The sequence below is a fragment of the Flavobacterium sp. 1 genome, from assembly GCF_002797935.1.
Classification (GTDB): domain Bacteria; phylum Bacteroidota; class Bacteroidia; order Flavobacteriales; family Flavobacteriaceae; genus Flavobacterium.
Map to the genome: position 1 here is coordinate 2037591 of NZ_PGER01000001.1, position 15047 is coordinate 2052637.

General features: G+C 35.2%; 10 protein-coding genes. 6 read left to right on the forward strand and 4 right to left on the reverse strand.

Features of this window, described 5'->3' with window-relative positions:
- Positions 1-241 precede the first annotated feature (241 nt).
- The 3 genes from CLU83_RS08175 (at position 242) to CLU83_RS08185 (ending at position 4884) form a co-directional block, all read left to right on the forward strand.
- Complete coding sequence (locus tag CLU83_RS08175) at positions 242-2788, forward strand: ATP-dependent Clp protease ATP-binding subunit (RefSeq protein WP_100431143.1); 2547 nt, start codon at positions 242-244, stop codon at positions 2786-2788.
- Between the two features lie 140 nt (positions 2789-2928).
- Positions 2929-4299 (forward strand): 30S ribosomal protein S6--L-glutamate ligase, encoded by a 1371-nt coding sequence (rimK, locus tag CLU83_RS08180; protein ID WP_100431144.1) that lies wholly within the window; start codon positions 2929-2931, stop codon positions 4297-4299.
- A gap of 69 nt (positions 4300-4368) precedes the next feature.
- Positions 4369-4884, forward strand: a complete 516-nt coding sequence (locus CLU83_RS08185; protein WP_100431145.1) for a DUF421 domain-containing protein — start codon at positions 4369-4371, stop codon at positions 4882-4884.
- Positions 4885-4980: 96 nt separating this feature from the next.
- Here the strand turns inward: CLU83_RS08185 and CLU83_RS08190 are convergent, their stop codons facing one another.
- The 4 genes from CLU83_RS08190 to hutH all read right to left on the reverse strand — a co-directional run bounded on the left by CLU83_RS08190 (position 4981) and on the right by hutH (position 9168).
- On the reverse strand, positions 4981-5502 hold the full coding sequence (locus tag CLU83_RS08190; RefSeq protein ID WP_100431146.1) for a GNAT family N-acetyltransferase: 522 nt from the start codon (positions 5500-5502) through the stop codon (positions 4981-4983).
- 76 nt (positions 5503-5578) lie between these two features.
- Positions 5579-6928, reverse strand: a complete 1350-nt coding sequence (locus tag CLU83_RS08195) for an inorganic phosphate transporter (protein WP_100431147.1) — start codon at positions 6926-6928, stop codon at positions 5579-5581.
- Between the two features lie 30 nt (positions 6929-6958).
- Positions 6959-7603 (reverse strand): DUF47 domain-containing protein, encoded by a 645-nt coding sequence (locus tag CLU83_RS08200; protein WP_100433675.1) that lies wholly within the window; start codon positions 7601-7603, stop codon positions 6959-6961.
- A 50-nt stretch (positions 7604-7653) separates the two neighbouring features.
- Positions 7654-9168: a histidine ammonia-lyase gene (hutH, locus tag CLU83_RS08205; protein ID WP_100431148.1), complete on the reverse strand. Its 1515-nt coding sequence runs from the start codon at positions 9166-9168 to the stop codon at positions 7654-7656.
- Positions 9169-9991: 823 nt separating this feature from the next.
- Here hutH and thrA point away from each other — a divergent pair.
- From thrA to thrC, 3 genes are all read left to right on the forward strand, one after another.
- The gene (thrA, locus tag CLU83_RS08210) at positions 9992-12439 is read left to right on the forward strand and encodes a bifunctional aspartate kinase/homoserine dehydrogenase I (RefSeq protein WP_100431149.1); all 2448 of its coding nucleotides are present in this window, start codon (positions 9992-9994) and stop codon (positions 12437-12439) included.
- A 66-nt stretch (positions 12440-12505) separates the two neighbouring features.
- Positions 12506-13426: a homoserine kinase gene (locus CLU83_RS08215; RefSeq protein ID WP_100431150.1), complete on the forward strand. Its 921-nt coding sequence runs from the start codon at positions 12506-12508 to the stop codon at positions 13424-13426.
- An 81-nt stretch (positions 13427-13507) separates the two neighbouring features.
- The gene (gene thrC / locus CLU83_RS08220) at positions 13508-14797 is read left to right on the forward strand and encodes a threonine synthase (protein WP_100431151.1); all 1290 of its coding nucleotides are present in this window, start codon (positions 13508-13510) and stop codon (positions 14795-14797) included.
- Positions 14798-15047 lie beyond the last annotated feature (250 nt).

Genomic DNA, 15047 nt, shown 5'->3' on the forward strand with positions numbered 1-15047 from the left:
TTATTTTGTATTAAAAAATCCCGCTAATATAAGCTTTCTCAATATTTTTTCAGGCATAAAGTAAGCATAAATTTATCCGATTTATTAACAAATTTTTATCGTCATTTAGTTAATAAATTAAGTTATTTTTAAGTCTCTATTCTTCATTTTTTTTGTCAATTAGCATTAATAGATTAATAAGGTATGATTTTTGCTTTTAAACTTCATGTTTACTAAATTTACATAACTATATTTAAACATTATGGATGATAATTTTTCACCTAGAGTAAAGGACGTTATTACTTATAGCAAAGAAGAGGCACTGCGTCTTGGACATGACTTTATAGGTACTGAACATTTGATGCTTGGCATTCTGAGGGATGGAAATGGTAAAGCAATTCACATCCTGAACAACCTGTCAGTTGATCTTGATCATTTGAGGAGAAAGGTTGAGATACTAAGCCCAGCGAGCCCTAGCATTGATGTCAGTGTAGAAAAGAAAAATTTACATCTGACGCGTCAAGCCGAACGAGCTTTGAAAACGACTTTTCTGGAAGCCAAAGTTTTCCAAAGTTCCTCTATTAGCACAGCACATCTGCTGCTGTGTATCTTAAGAAATGAAAATGACCCTACAACCAAGCTATTGAATAAGCTCAAAATAGATTATGACATAGCTAAAGAACAATACATCAACATGACTCCAAACGAAGAAGAATTTTTAGAAAACTTGCCAAAAAACGAATCATATAATGATGATTCAGGACAAGATGACAGTCTCAAAGAAGGCAGTTTTAATAATCCAGCCAATAAATCTAATAAAAAATCAAAAACTCCGGTTCTTGATAACTTTGGAAGAGATTTAACAGAAATGGCCGAGGAAGGAAAACTGGATCCTGTTGTTGGGCGTGAAAAAGAAATTGAACGTGTTTCTCAAATTTTGAGCCGTCGCAAAAAAAACAACCCCCTATTAATTGGAGAACCTGGTGTGGGTAAATCAGCTATTGCTGAAGGTCTTGCTTTGCGTATTATTCAAAAGAAAGTTTCCCGTATATTATTCAACAAACGTGTTGTAACTCTAGATTTGGCCAGTTTAGTTGCTGGGACAAAATATAGAGGCCAGTTTGAAGAACGTATGAAAGCCGTAATGAATGAGTTGGAAAAAAATGATGATATCATTCTTTTTATAGACGAAATTCATACTATTGTTGGTGCCGGTGGCGCTACTGGTTCGCTTGATGCTTCAAATATGTTCAAACCTGCTTTGTCAAGAGGAGAAATTCAATGTATTGGAGCTACAACTCTGGATGAATACAGACAATACATCGAGAAAGACGGCGCGCTTGAAAGACGTTTCCAAAAAGTAATTGTAGAACCAACTTCGGTTGAAGAAACTATTGCAATTTTGAACAACATAAAAAACAAATATGAAGATCATCATAATGTAATTTACACTCCAGAAGCAATTGAAGCTTGTGTTAAATTAACTAATAGGTACATGTCTGAACGTTTCTTGCCAGACAAAGCTATTGATGCATTGGATGAAGCTGGATCTAGAGTTCACATCACCAATATTGACGTTCCAAAACAAATATTAGATTTAGAACGACAATTAGAAGAAGTTCGCGAGTTGAAAAATTTGGTTGTCAAAAAGCAAAAATATGAAGAGGCTGCTAAACTTCGTGACGATGAGAAAAAGATAGAAAAAGATTTAGCCATAGCACAAGAGCAATGGGAAGAAGATTCTAAAACCAATAGAATATTGGTAACCGAAGACAATGTTGCCGACGTTGTGTCTATGATGACTGGTATTCCAGTAAACAGAATTGCACAAACTGAAAGCAATAAACTGGCTAAATTACCTGAGCTGATTCAAGACAAAGTAATTGGACAAAATGAGGCTGTTATAAAAATCGCTCGATCTATTCAAAGAAACCGCGCCGGATTGAAAGACCCAAACAGACCTATTGGTTCATTTATTTTCTTAGGTCAGACTGGTGTTGGTAAAACTCAATTGGCCAAAGTTCTTGCCAAAGAATTATTCGATTCTGAAGATGCATTGGTTCGAATTGACATGAGCGAATACATGGAGAAATTTGCAATTTCAAGATTAGTTGGAGCACCTCCAGGATACGTAGGATACGAAGAAGGCGGACAATTGACTGAAAAAGTGAGAAGAAAACCATATTGTGTTGTACTTCTTGATGAAATTGAAAAAGCGCATCCGGATGTATTCAATATGATGCTTCAAGTATTGGACGATGGTTATTTAACTGATAGTTTGGGCCGCAAAATTGATTTCAAGAACACTATTATTATTATGACTTCTAATGTTGGAGCCCGTCAATTGAAAGATTTTGGGCAAGGAGTTGGATTTGGCACTGCTGCCAAAATCGCTCAAGCCGATGATAACTCCAAAAGCATAATCGAAAATGCCTTAAAGAAAACTTTTGCACCTGAATTTTTAAATAGAATTGATGATGTAATTGTGTTTAACACTTTAGAAAAAGAAGATATCAATTTGATTATCGAAATAGAGCTAAAAAAATTATACAGCCGTGTTAATGAATTAGGGTATCAATTGAAATTATCTGATGAAGCCAAAGCATTTATTGCGGATAAAGGGTTCGACAAACAGTTTGGAGCAAGACCTTTAAAAAGAGCGATTCAGAAGTATGTTGAAGATGCTCTGGCAGAAGAAATTATCACTTCAAAAATCACTTCTGGTGACGAAATATTCATGGATATTGAAGAGGGTTCACAAGAGTTAACTATAAAAGTTCACAAAGCAGAAGAACCTACAAATCAATAATTTAAAATATAAACATCCATAACAAACCCGTTACGTTTTAATAACATAACGGGTTTATTCTTTATAGGATAATATTGTATTTTTTAAAAACAAATATTTACATTTGATACTCTATATAAAAGATCAACCAAAATTAATTTATGGTACAAAATAAAGTTATACTGGGTAGCGAAGAATGGTGCTCATTTCCAGAATTAGGAATTCCTACAATTAAAGCCCGAGTTGATTCTGGTGCCAAAACATCTGCTTTGCATGCTATTAATATTGCGCCATTTATAAAAAACGATGCCAATTGGGTAAAGTTTGACATCAATCCTATTCAAAACAATATCAAAACAGTTATTCATTGTGAAGCTCCATTAGTAGGGAAACGTATCGTAAAAAGCTCCAGTGGTTTTAGAGAACATCGTTATGTGATTCAAACTAGTATAGCTATTGGCGATTCTAAATGGCCTATCGAAATGACGTTAACCAATAGAGATTCAATGGGTTTCCGAATGCTTTTGGGAAGAGAAGCCATGAGCGGAAGAATCCTTGTTGATCCCGAACAAAAATATCTTCTAGGACAACCAACTCCCGAAAGTTTAAAAGAATTATATGTAAACTCTGAGAAAGCCAGTTCAGGCTTACGAATTGGTCTTTTAGCCAGCAACCCTGAATTATACAGTAACAAAAGAATAATGGAGGCTGGCGAAATGAGAGGCCATGAAATGCATTTTTTAAACATCAAAGAATGCTACATGAAGTTAGATGCCAAAACTCCCGAAATTCATTACCGTGGCGGAAAAATATTAAATCAATTTGATGCTATTATACCGAGAATTCGCCCCAGCATTACCTTTTACGGCTGTGCTTTAACGCGGCAATTCGAAGCTCTAAAAGTGTTTTGCTTAAACTCATCAACAGCTATTACGCAGTCCAGAGATAAATTATATTCTTTACAATTGCTGCTGAATCATGGTGTCGATATTCCAACAACAGGATTTGCAAATTCTCCATTGGATACAGATAATTTAATAAAGATGGTTGGAGGATCGCCACTTATAGTAAAATTACTGGAAGGAACTCAAGGAAAAGGAGTTGTATTGGCAGAAACCAAAAAAGCAGCCGAAAGTGTAATCAATGCTTTCAAAAGCCTAAATGCCAATATATTAGTTCAAGAATTCATTAAAGAAGCTAATGGAAAAGACATTCGTTGTTTTGTAATTGACGGTAAAGTGGTTGCTGCTATCCAAAGAGAAGCTATGCCAGGCGAATTTAGAGCAAACATTCATTTAGGAGGAACTGCTTCTATTATCAAAGTTACTGCAGAGGAGAAAAAGATTGCCATAAAAGCAGCCAAAGCCATGGATCTAAAAGTAGCTGGAGTCGATATTATTCGTTCATCAAAAGGACCATTATTACTCGAAGTAAACTCTTCTCCCGGGCTTGAAGGAATCGAAGGCGCTACCAATAAAGATATTGCTGGAGAAATGATAAAAGCTATTGAGAAGAATTTTAAGATAAAATAGATTTTAGAAAATAGAAAAAAGAGCAAAGAATATAGAAAAATCTAATTGAATAATTTTCAACACTAAAATATGAATCCCTATCTAGATATTGTTATCCGAAGTGCTGCTGTCTATTTATTCATGGTTATTGCGTTGCGGGTTTTTGGCAAAAAAGAATTATCGCAACTCAATACCGCCGATGTAATTTTGATTTTACTGATAAGCAACTCCGTGCAAAATGCAATGGTAGGAAACAACACAACACTTTGGGGAGGTTTGGCAGCAGCGACAATTCTTTTCGCAATTAATTTCATCCTAAAAAAATTGATATATCGGTATAAAAATTTCAGCAATTTCATGCTTGAAAAACCTGAAATCCTAATACACAACGGAACATTAGATTTCAAAAACTTGAGCAAGTTAGACATCACTTCAGATGAATTGAAAGAAGCCATGAGAGAACATGGCATAGAATATTTTAAGGATGTAAAACTGGCAATGCTTGAAATTGATGGAAACATTAGCATTATAACTGGTGAATATACTTTAAAACAAACCCACTACAAACGCAAAAAGAATCATAAAAACTTAATCCAAGGAAATTAGAGAATTGATTACTCCACTTAGATTTCTGTTCAGTTAGCAGTGTCTTAAATTTTTATCACCGAATAAGTTTTTTTCCATAAAATAAAGACCTATTCGCTATATAAGTTTCAATGTCATTTGATCTTCATTAAAATATTTATTTTTCCACTTTATTGCATTTTTTTCAGAACCAAATGTTACAAAACCTTGCTTTTCGTATAGCTTCTTTGCATTTTCATTATTTGAAATTACGGTCAAATTTATTTGTTCAATGTCTGAAATTCCTTTTACCCGTTCAACCAATTCTTCAATAAGCATTTTAGCAATTCCTTTTCCACGAAACTTTTCAGAAACATACATTCTAAATAAAATCCCTTTATGCCTTAATTTTTCTCTATCTGAACCATATCGCCCAAAACTCACTACACCTGCTAACTCATTATCTACATAAGCACTAAGAGTAAAACTATCAGACTTATCTTTTGTTGGAAATGGCGCATTTAAGTCATCGTTAGGTGTTATGCGAAAATTTTCTTCATCATTTATAAGTCCCGAATTCAAGAAGTTTTTATATTGCTCAATTTGATCAGATTTAATTTCTATTATTTTTAAATTATCCATCTTTTTATTTTCTCTCATATTATTTTGCAATTATTTAAAGCATAAAAAAACCATTCGGTCTGCGAATGGTTTTTTTATAATCGTATTATTTATTTTATAAAAATATATTTAGAAACCAATATACTAGTGCAGCCAATAATGCTGAAACAGGAATTGTTAGCACCCAAGCCCAGAGTAAACTTACCGTTACACCCCAACGTACTGCCGAAACACGTTTTGTTAACCCTACTCCAATAATAGATCCTGTAATAGTATGTGTTGTACTTACCGGCACTTTAAAATGTTCAGTAAAATAAAGTGTCAAAGCTCCTGCAGTTTCAGCGGCTACTCCTTCAAAAGAAGTTACTTTGGTAATCTTGGAACCCATTGTTTTTACAATTTTCCATCCACCGCTTAATGTTCCAACCGCAATAGCAGTATAACAAGCTAAAGGAATCCATTCCGGCATTGCTCCTTTTATGCCTTTATCATCATCCGGAAGAACTACTTGTAACCATTCTGGAAGATGCATAATATCTACACCGCTAGTTTTAATGTAAACTGCTACAGCTGCCGCGATAATCCCCATTACTTTTTGAGAATCATTTCCACCATGACCCAAACTAAATGCTGCAGAAGACAATAATTGCATTTTTTTCAAAACCGCATCGGCTTTATGCAAATTCAAACTGCTAAACACTAAAGCAAATGTTGAAATAGACAATAGTATAAAAGCTACCAAAAACCATTTAATATTATGCGATTCGAATACAACACTCCAAAAAACAGAAGATTCAAAACGAGGCTTTTCGATCTTTTCGAATGGAACCATTTGGCAATAAACAAACCAAATTGACAGTATCATTAATCCGATAGTAAACAACTTAGGCAGAATACTTTTTCTAGAAGCATTTAAAAGCCAAATAGAAATTAAATACGACATGAATGCTCCTAACAAAGGAGCTAGAACAATAAACGCAATGATAATCACTACTCCAGAAGGCATACCGCCATCTTTTCCAGCTTTGTACCAACTTACAATATCATACCAATGTTTTGTATGATTTACTCCATCTTCAATGATAGTATAGTCTGAAAATCCGTGTACCGAAATTGCATGCGCAACCGCAGCACCAGCAAAACCGCCAATTAAAGTATGTGAAGAACTAGAAGGAATTCCCTGCCACCAAGTAATTAAATTCCAAATAATTGCCGCAACAACACCTGCAAGAATTACTACTAAATCAATTTGACTTGAATCGGCCGTTTTAGCAACCGTATTGGCTACTCCCAAGCCAAAAACCCAATAGGCTAAAAAGTTAAAAAAAGCTGCCCAAAGTACCGCTTGAAAAGGAGACAAAACCTTGGTAGCAACAACAGTAGCAATAGCATTGGCCGCATCGTGGAAACCATTGATGTAATCAAAAATTAATGCTAGAACTATAATAATTAATAGTAAAGTCATATCAATATCTTCAGAATGAATTAGATTAAATTAAGAATGTTTTACTGTGATAGATTCTAGAACACTAGCTACACTCTTACATTTATCAGTTGCAGATTCTAAAACTGACAATACTTCTTTATATTTAATAATATTTTTGGCATCTGTTTCATTTTCGAAAATTTCAAAAACGGCTTTATTATAAACCATATCCGATTTGTTTTCCAGCTTGTTAATTTTTGCACAAGCGTTGGTAATCGTTTTCATGTTGCTCAAATTTTTCAATTCTTTTACCGCAACATCAATATTCTGACAAGCCTCAAGGTTGATTTCTGTCATTTTACGAATTGATTTCGTGATTTTATCCACTTGATACAAACGCATTCTTGAAGCTGCACCATGAAGATAATCGGCTACATAATCAATTGACGTAATCAAGGAGTGAATATCTTCTCTATCAAAAGGAGTGATAAAGTTTCTGCTCAATTCTAAATTTGTCTGACGAGTTATATCTTCTCCTTTTTGTTCTAATTCATCTATTTTGATAAAAAGAACTTCTCTTTCCTTTAGAGGAAGATTTACAGCTTCGTGCAGGTTTGAAGCTAATTCAATTAAATTACTTGACGCTTCTTCGAAAAGAGGGAAGAATTTTTTGTCTTTTGGAACTAAAAATTGAAAAATAGAATTTAATGACATTTGTTTATATTTTATGTAGTGCAAAATTACTTCATTATTTAAAGCCAATGTTAAGCTAATGTTAACAAATCGTCTTCAATTTGAAAACTATTTAAGAAAGCCACTGTTTTCTCGATGTCATAATGCAGAATTCGATCTTCTTTTACCAAAGGCACTACTTCTCTGTAAGATTTTAAAAACATTTCTATAAAATCACTTGACTGCAATGGTCTGCGGTATTCAATTGCCTGAGAAGCATTCATCAATTCTATGGCTAAAATACGTTCCAAATTCTCCATAACACGCAAGCATTTGGTAGCGCCATTCGCTCCCATACTCACATGATCTTCCTGTCCGTTGCTTGACACTATACTGTCTACACTTGAAGGTGTTGCCAACTGCTTGTTTTGGCTTGCAATACTAGCAGCAGTATATTGCGGAATCATAAAACCTGAGTTCAGTCCTGGATTATCAACCAAGAAAGCTGGAAGATTGCGCAGTCCAGAAATCAATTGATAGGTTCTGCGCTCTGAAATACTTCCTAATTCTGCCAAAGCAATAGCCATAAAATCTAAAGCCAAAGCTAAAGGCTGCCCGTGAAAATTTCCGCCAGAAATAATCTGATCGCTTTCTATAAATATATTAGGATTATCGGTTACCGAATTAATTTCGGTTTTGAATACTTTTTTTACATAATCAAAAGCATCTTTTGAAGCGCCATGAACTTGTGGAATACAACGGAAAGAATACGGATCTTGAACGTGGGTTTTAGATTGTTCAATGATTTCACTTCCATCAAGAAACTCTTTTACTCTTTTTGCGGTAGCAATTTGTCCATTATGCGGTCTTATATAATGAATCAGTTCATTGAAAGGTTCAATTCTGCCGTCAAAGCCTTCCAATGATATAGTTCCGATTAAATCAGCTAAAAACGAAAACTTATTTGCTTTCATTACAATATGAGCTCCGTAAGCACTCATGAATTGTGTTCCGTTTAACAAAGCCAAACCTTCTTTGGACTGCAGCACTATTGGTTTCCAGCCAAAATGCTTCAATACTTCACTAGAATTTATCTTTTTACCTTCAAACCAGACTTCTCCTTCTCCTAATAAAGGTAACGATAAATGGGCCAAAGGAGCCAAATCTCCAGATGCGCCAAGAGATCCCTGCGTATAAATCACAGGTAAAATATCATTATTGTAAAAATCGACCAATCGTTGTACTGTCTGCAGCTGTATCCCCGAATGACCATAACTTAAAGATTGAATCTTTAGTAACAGCATCAATTTTACAATCTCATTTGGGACTTCTTCACCTGTTCCGCAAGCGTGTGATTTTACAAGGTTTTCTTGAAGTTTTGACAAATTTTCATTTGAAATTTTTACATTGCAAAGTGACCCAAAACCAGTATTTATACCATAAATTGGTTCCGAATGAGAAGCCATTTTAGCATCCAAATATTTTCTGCACTTTATTATATTCGTTTTTGTATTCTCTGAAAGAGCAACTAATTTATGGTGCGAAATAATCTCCTGCAACGTTTCAAAAGAAAGTAATTCGGTACTTATATAATGTGTATTATCCATTTCATAATGATTTTAAGTGTTCAAAATTCCACAAATCCATATTAAAAAGCAATGTTTTATAACAATAATTTAAAAACTGAGACAAAATAAAACCCAAAAGCTTACTCAGAACCGAAATATCCTTTAAACCTGAGTTTTAAATGCTGAAAAATCACAATATAACCTAACTAGCCCCGATCGAAGTGGAAATCCTTGTTGCCCGAACCCCAGGCAACAAGATTACAACGGAGAGCGGGACGATGCCAGCTGAAAATGCCTAATCATTCTGCTCAAAAAAATAATCAAACTCAGTTTAATTCACTATCATTTTAAAAATTTATAAAGACCAAATTATCGTCTTTAACCCTAAACTGGCAATGTTTGAACCCTTAATCAGCATCAAAACCGCATTGCAATTCAATTAAAAACAAAGATAATCTCAATAAACGAATAAATAAATTACGCAATATTAAATTTGAATCAATATTGAATTTCAATTATTAAACTATTCGCAAAAACGAACCATAAAGCTTTGTTTTTTCATAAAAAACAGTACTTTTGAAAAATCAAAATGAAGAAATTTAACAGCACATATCATCCTTCGATAACAACTCAAATTTGGGTTGCTCTTGCTGTTACAACTACATCTACTACAACTACTACCCCTTAGGGGTATACATTTTACATATAATCCAGTTGCTGTACTTTTTTCTTTAAAGAAAGAAAGTCATGGGTGTATAGAAATCATTTTACAATCAAAAATAAAAATACAAAATCGCTGATTTTCAGATACTAACAATTAAAAAAGCGATTCAAATTTACATAAAACAAATACAAACTTCTTATGAGAGTATTAAAATTTGGCGGTACTTCGGTAGCCAATGCAGAAAACATAAAATTAGTTTTAGCCATAGTCCTTAATAAAGCACAAGCCGAAAAACTTGTTGTTGTAGTATCCGCTTTAAGCAAAGTAACCGATTTATTACAGTTAGCTGCTTCGAAAGCGGCTTCCAATGATGAGAGTTTTAAAGAAATTGTTACCGAAATTGAGAAAAAACATTTAGAAGCACTTAAGCAGCTTATTCCTGTAAGCGAGCAAAGCGGTTTATTAAGCCATATTAAAAGAATCATAAATCACTTGGAAACATTGCTTGACGGATGTTTTCTTTTGGGTGAATTGTCACCAAGAACTTTGGATACCATCTTAAGTTTTGGGGAATTATTATCTTCCTACATCATTGCCGAAGCTTTAAAGCAAAAACTTAAAAACAGCAGTTATAAAGACAGCCGCGAATTGATTAAAACCAATAATCATTTTGGAAAAGCTGCAGTTAACTTTGAACTTTCAAACCAACTGATTGCAGATTTTTTTGCATCGAATGAAAATCAAGTAGTTGTAATGCCAGGTTTTATCGCCACTTCTGAAGATGGCATTATTACGACTTTGGGCCGCGGTGGATCAGATTATACAGCTGCAATTATTGCAGGAGCATTAAATGCTACTGATTTAGAAATTTGGACAGATGTAAACGGAATGTTTACTGCCAATCCAAAAATTGTAAAACAAGCGCAGCCTATTGCTACAATATCATATCAGGAAGCTATGGAATTGTCTCATTTTGGTGCCAAAGTATTGTATCCGCCAACAATTCAGCCAGTTTTAAGAAAAAGCATTCCAATTATAATCAAAAATACTTTCGAGCCACAAGCCGAAGGAACTTTGATTTCTAATAAGATTACTGAGCATGTAAACCCAGTCAAAGGGATTACTCATATCGACAATATTACTTTGATTACCCTAGAGGGTTCTGGAATGATTGGCGTTGCCGGTTCTTCTAAGCGATTATTTGAAGTATTATCTAATGAAAGCATCAATGTGATTTTTATTACTCAAGCTTCATCAGAGCATTCTATATGTATTGGTATTTTGAATTCGGATGCTGAAACTGCTGAAAACGCGATCAATAAAGCTTTTCAGAATGAAATCGCACAAAACAAAATAGATCCATGTATTGTTGAACAAAACCTTTGTATTATTGCTTTGGTTGGCGAAAATATGAAAAATCACCAAGGTTTAAGCGGCAGAATGTTTAGCACTTTAGGAAAAAACAACGTTAATATTCGTGCGATTGCTCAAGGTGCTTCCGAAAGAAACATCTCTGTAGTGATTAACGAAAGAGACGTTAAAAAAGCACTGAATACATTACATGAAAACTTCTTTGAAGAAAACACTAAACAGTTAAACCTTTTCGTAATGGGTGTTGGAAATGTGGGTGAAAAATTCATCGAGCAAATCCACCAGCAAAAGAAATTCCTAAAAGAGAATTTAAAAATAAACCTTAGAGTTATTGCAGTTTCTAATTCCAGAAAAATGCATTTTGACGAAGATGGAATTTCATTAAAAGAATGGCAATCTCTTTTAGAAAAAGGAGAAACTGCCAATAAAGAAGAATTCATTTCGAAAGTAAAAGCCCTCAATTTACGCAACAGTATTTTTGTAGATATTACTGCCAATAAAGAAGTATCTAAAACTTACGAACAGTATTTAAAACAAAATGTAGCTGTAGTAACCTGCAATAAAATTGCCTGTTCATCGGCTTATGATAATTATAAAAACCTAAAAAGTTTATCCCGTAAATTCAATGCGCCTTTCCTTTTTGAAACTAATGTCGGGGCAGGATTGCCAATCATCGATACGGTAAAAAACTTAATCGCTTCTGGTGATAAAGTACATAAAATTCAAGCCGTTTTGTCAGGTAGTTTGAATTTTATTTTTAACAATTTTGATAAAAACAATACTTTTCATGACGTGGTTAAAGAAGCTGGAGTTCAAGGTTTTACAGAACCCGACCCGAAAATAGATTTAAGCGGAATTGACGTAGCCAGAAAGATTCTGATTTTGATTCGTGAGAGCGGCTACCAAATGGAAATTGAAGACATTGAAAACAAATCTTTTCTTCCGGCAGCATGTATGGGAACTACTAATAATGATGCTTTTTTCGCTTCATTAAAAGAGCATGCCAGACACTTCGAATCTATTTTAGCAGAAGCCAATGAAAAAGAAAGCCGACTAAAATTTGTGGCTCAATTTGAAAACGGAAAAGCGAGCGTAGGTTTACAATTCATTCCAAAAGATCATCCGTTTTATAATTTGGAAGGAAAAGACAATATCGTTTTATTCTACACTGACCGTTATGTTGATCAGCCTCTATTGATAAAAGGAGCTGGTGCTGGTGCTGCGGTTACTGCTTCTGGAATTTTTGCCGATGTGATTAGAATAGGAAATGTGTAATATTATGTAGAGACGCACTGCAGTGCGTCTCTACGGAATGCGCATCAACAAACAACAACAATATATATGACTGAAATAAAACTATTTTGCCCCGCTACCATCGCGAATCTCTCGTGTGGTTTTGATGTACTCGGACTTTGCTTGGCTACTGCAGGCGATGAAATGATTGTTCGCAAATCGGATGTAAAAGGAGTACGCATTACTAAAATAGTAGGTGCCGATTTACCGTTGGAAACCGAAAACAATGTTGCGGGAGTTGCAGCTCTGGCGATGCTGGAAGAAGTAGAAACCGAATTTGGTTTTGAAATCGAAATCTACAAACACATCAAGGCAGGAAGCGGAATTGGAAGCAGTGCAGCCAGTTCAGCAGGTGCTGTTTTTGGTATCAACGAATTGTTGGGACGACCTTTCACCCGAAAAGAATTGGTGAAATTTGCCATGCAGGGCGAAAAATTAGCCAGCGGAAATGCTCATGCCGACAATGTTGCCCCTGCCCTTTTGGGTGGTTTTACATTGGTTCGAAGCTCAAATCCTTTGGATATCATCAAAATTGACAGCCCTTCTGAATTATATGCTACGGTCGTTCATCCTCAAATTGAGCTGAAAACATCAGATGCTCGTTCGGTTTTGAAACAAACTGTTTCTCTAAAAAGCGCCATTACCCAATGGGGAAATGTAGGCGGATTAATAGCCGGCCTTTACACTCAGGATTATGAGTTAATAGGTCGTTCTTTGCACGACGAAATCATAGAACCAATTCGCAGTATGCTGATTCCTGGATTTGATTTAATCAAGCAAACCGCTTATGAAAATGGAGCTTTGGGTTCTGGAATTTCGGGTTCTGGACCTTCTATTTTTGCTTTAAGCAAAGGAAAAGAAAACGCCGATAAAATCGCCAAAGCCATGAGCGCTGTTTACGAAGAAATGAATTTGCCTTATGAAATTCACGTTTCCAAAGTGAATGACGAAGGAATGAAAATTATTTAATAAAAAGTAAATAGTGACTAGTAATTAGTGATTAGCACTAAAGACTATTCACTAATTACTAGTCACTAATCACTAAGAAGAATGAAATATTACAGCTTAAACCATAATGCACCAAACGTTTCTTTTCAGGAAGCGGTAATTCAAGGATTAGCAACCGACAAAGGATTGTATTTCCCAGAAACTATCACACCGTTAGCTTCGAGTTTTTTTGAGGCTATCGAAAATTTATCGCACGAAGAAATCGCTTTTGAGGCTATCAAACAATTTGTCGGAGACGAAATCCCAACCGATACTTTAAAACAAATCATTGCCGAAACACTGTGCTTTAATTTCCCTTTGGTCGAAGTAGAAAACGGAATCTATTCCCTTGAATTATTTCACGGTCCAACAATGGCGTTCAAGGATGTGGGAGCGAGATTTATGTCCCGCTGTCTGGCGTATTTTAACAGAGACAGCAAAAACAGCAAAAATACCGTTCTTGTAGCGACTTCCGGAGATACGGGAGGAGCCGTTGCCAGCGGTTTTCTTGGCGTGAACGGAGTCGATGTGGTTATTCTTTACCCTTCGGGAAAAGTGAGCGACATTCAGGAAAAACAATTAACAACTTTGGGACAAAACATAAAAGCCCTTGAAGTTGACGGTGTTTTTGATGACTGTCAGGACATGGTCAAAAAAGCGTTTCTAGATAAAGATTTAGAACACATACACCTGACCTCTGCCAATTCGATTAATATTGCGCGTTGGTTACCACAAATGTTTTACTTTTTCTTTGCTTACAAAGCGTTGAAAAGCCAAGGTAAACCATTAGTCTTCTCTTGCCCAAGCGGCAACTTCGGAAATATTTGCGCGGGTATCATTGCCAAAAAATTAGGATTGCCAATTGAGCATTTCGTAGCTTCTACCAATGTAAACGATACGGTTCCAAGATTCCTTGCTAACGGAATTTACGACCCAAAACCATCTATTGCCACGATTTCGAATGCTATGGATGTTGGGAATCCAAGTAACTTCGTCCGCATTCAGGAGATGTACCAAAATGATTTGGAGCAATTCAAAAAAGATTTTACGTCATACACTTTTACTGATGCCGAAACTTTGGCAGCATTAAAAGCCATCTATAACGAAAGAGGCTATATCGCCGAACCGCACGGCGCTGTTGGCTATTTAGGATTGAAAAAAGAACTGCTGAACATACCAAACGCAATTGGTGTTTTCCTTGAAACCGCACATCCTATCAAGTTCCTCGATGTAGTTGAGCCGGCTTTGGGTGTTACTTTGCCCCTGCCAACACAAATTGAGAGCGTGATGAACAAAGAAAAAGTAAGCGTTAAAATCTCAACTTATGATGAATTGAAGGCTTTCTTAGGATAACCAATTTATTCTACCATATACAAAACGACTGAGATTTATTTCAGTCGTTTTTTTTTGGAGCTAATCCTGCTGTCCGCTGTATCTGTGTGCCTGAACCCCAGGCACACAGGATGTCGCTTCCATCAGGGCTACGACAGCATCAGGATTTTTAAGAAAAATAGTTCAAAACTTCATAATTATTTATTCTTTCATCAAAATCTAAAAGACTATTATTCAACATTAAATTTTAAAAAATGGCAAGAAAAAAAGC

Bases quoted from the DNA above. Each gene is read 5' to 3' on its own strand.
- CLU83_RS08175 (WP_100431143.1), top strand. From the start codon at position 242: ATGGATGATAATTTTTCACCTAGAGTAAAGGACGTTATTACTTATAGC.
- rimK (WP_100431144.1), top strand. From the start codon at position 2,929: ATGGTACAAAATAAAGTTATACTGGGTAGCGAAGAATGGTGCTCATTT.
- CLU83_RS08185 (WP_100431145.1), top strand. From the start codon at position 4,369: ATGAATCCCTATCTAGATATTGTTATCCGAAGTGCTGCTGTCTATTTA.
- CLU83_RS08190 (WP_100431146.1), bottom strand. From the start codon at position 5,502: ATGAGAGAAAATAAAAAGATGGATAATTTAAAAATAATAGAAATTAAA.
- CLU83_RS08195 (WP_100431147.1), bottom strand. From the start codon at position 6,928: ATGACTTTACTATTAATTATTATAGTTCTAGCATTAATTTTTGATTAC.
- CLU83_RS08200 (WP_100433675.1), bottom strand. From the start codon at position 7,603: ATGTCATTAAATTCTATTTTTCAATTTTTAGTTCCAAAAGACAAAAAA.
- hutH (WP_100431148.1), bottom strand. From the start codon at position 9,168: ATGGATAATACACATTATATAAGTACCGAATTACTTTCTTTTGAAACG.
- thrA (WP_100431149.1), top strand. From the start codon at position 9,992: ATGAGAGTATTAAAATTTGGCGGTACTTCGGTAGCCAATGCAGAAAAC.
- CLU83_RS08215 (WP_100431150.1), top strand. From the start codon at position 12,506: ATGACTGAAATAAAACTATTTTGCCCCGCTACCATCGCGAATCTCTCG.
- thrC (WP_100431151.1), top strand. From the start codon at position 13,508: ATGAAATATTACAGCTTAAACCATAATGCACCAAACGTTTCTTTTCAG.